Raw genomic sequence first — 1,851 nt, 5'->3', positions numbered from 1 at the left:
GGATCATTTTCGGAATAGGGGGCATTTTTACCATCAAAAACTAAATCGGTAGAGGTAAAAACTAGCGGTATTTGATATTGACTACACAAACGGGCAATTTCTAGAGAAGCTGTCAGATTAATTGCCTCGGATGCTTGGGGAAATTCTTGACAGAGATTCGGTTTTGATTGGGCAGCCGCATGAATTACCGCGTCGGGTTTAATCTGTTGAAAAAGTTCTTTAACTGCGGCTAAGTCTGTTAAGTTAATTTTAATTAAATTCGGGTCATTACTATTGACATTGTGATTAAAGTATGTACCAAAACTTGCCCAGTATGAGCGAGTTTTTTGGTAAATATGCCAACCTAAAAACCCACTAACTCCAGTGATTAACAGCCTTTTCATAGTTTAGAGATTAAATCCTTTTTCGTAGACTAAAAACTGCACTTGCGGTTCCAAAGGTTCACTAACTAAACCAATTCCTGCAAATCCCCATCGCTGCATCAGTCCCTTTAATTGTGTTCCTGAGAGAGTTTCCACAGAAAAATTATTGGCTAAATCCTGAGCATGGGTATTGATATAACTTAAAGCATCGTAGGATTCTTTAAACAGAAGCAGATAACTAGCCGGAGTTTCGCTTTCACCTTTTCTCAGACGCGCTACTAGATATTGTCCGTCTTGTTTTGACCTGAGTAAATAATGCGTAGTTGCTAACATAGTTTATTAAGTGAAAAGTGAAAAGGAAAAAAGGGGTTGGGTGGGGGTACATCCCATTTTTGTAAATCTACTGAGTTGGGATTTTTAAAGGGAAACTATCTTCTAAAATTGGTCATTACTTCCGATTTTACCACTCAATCCAAGCCTTTGGGGGGTTCTACCCCCCAAACCCCCCGTTGGGGGCGTGGCGCCGCCCCCAAACCCCCCGCGCATTAGTTTTTCGGTGGGATGCTTACACGCAGCTGCTGATACATCTGTAATAATTTAAGGGTCACTGATAATTGCTTATTGTCCCTATTTCTGCAAATGTGAGATGCACCCGTTGGGTAGTGGGAAATTTAGCTGAAATTTCCCTATCACCCTACTTTAAATCCTCCAATTTAATCCTAGGATCTACAGCTTTGAGAAGTAAATCAGCCAGGAGATTACCGATAATCAACATAGTAGCACCCATCATTAAACTGCCCATAACTAAATATAAATCTTTAGCCGTCACAGCTTGCAAAATTAAGCGACCTAATCCTGGCCAATTAAAGAAAAATTCGGCGATAAATGCCCCACTTAACAAACTAGAAAATTCAAAGCCCAAAAGAGTTATCAGGGGATTAATAGCATTGCGTAAAGCGTGGACATAGATAACTTTATTTTCCGGTAAACCTTTCGCCCTCGCGGTTTGAATATAATCCTGTCGCAGAACATCTAATAATTGTCCCCGCATCAATCTTTGTAATCCCGCAAAACTGGTAACTGTCAGGGCAATAGTTGGTAAAATCATGTGCCAAGCGATATCTAAAACTTTACCGATAGGGGAATATTCAGAATAGTTAATACTGGTCATATCACCCACTGGTAAAAGCGGCGAGACATTTTGGGCGAGAATTAGCAGTAAAAGGGCAGTGATAAAACTGGGGAACCCTTGACCAATATAACTGATAACTCGGAAAAATTTATCGATAAATTGGTTTTGTTTGACGGCGCTGAGAATGCCCAAGGGAATTGCAATCGCCCAGGTTAAAATGATGGAAGTCAAAGACATTAATAACGTCGCTGGAATTCTCTCTAATAATAGGGAAGACACGGGACGAAAATAGGTAAAACTCAGACCAAAATTAAACTGAGTTACCACTTGCCACAACCATTTAAAATACTGGACAAT

At 40.0% G+C, this 1,851-nt stretch carries 3 protein-coding genes; all 3 read right to left on the bottom strand.

Annotated elements, in window-relative coordinates:
- A partial coding sequence (locus tag PX481_RS29460) for a sugar nucleotide-binding protein (RefSeq protein ID WP_288097522.1) occupies positions 1-383 on the bottom strand: 383 nt, incomplete at its 3' end.
- A 3-nt stretch (positions 384-386) separates the two neighbouring features.
- Positions 387-695, bottom strand: coding sequence for a hypothetical protein (locus tag PX481_RS29455; RefSeq protein WP_002759539.1), 309 nt, complete (start codon positions 693-695; stop codon positions 387-389).
- Positions 696-1,056: 361 nt separating this feature from the next.
- The coding region (locus tag PX481_RS29450; RefSeq protein WP_288097519.1) for an ABC transporter permease at positions 1,057-1,851 on the bottom strand (795 nt) is incomplete at its 5' end.

Source organism: Microcystis sp. M53603_WE2, assembly GCF_030065435.1.
This window is presented reverse-complemented; position numbering and strand designations above follow the sequence as displayed.

Bases quoted from the DNA above. Each gene is read 5' to 3' on its own strand.
- PX481_RS29455 (WP_002759539.1), bottom strand. From the start codon at position 695: ATGTTAGCAACTACGCATTATTTACTCAGGTCAAAACAAGACGGACAA.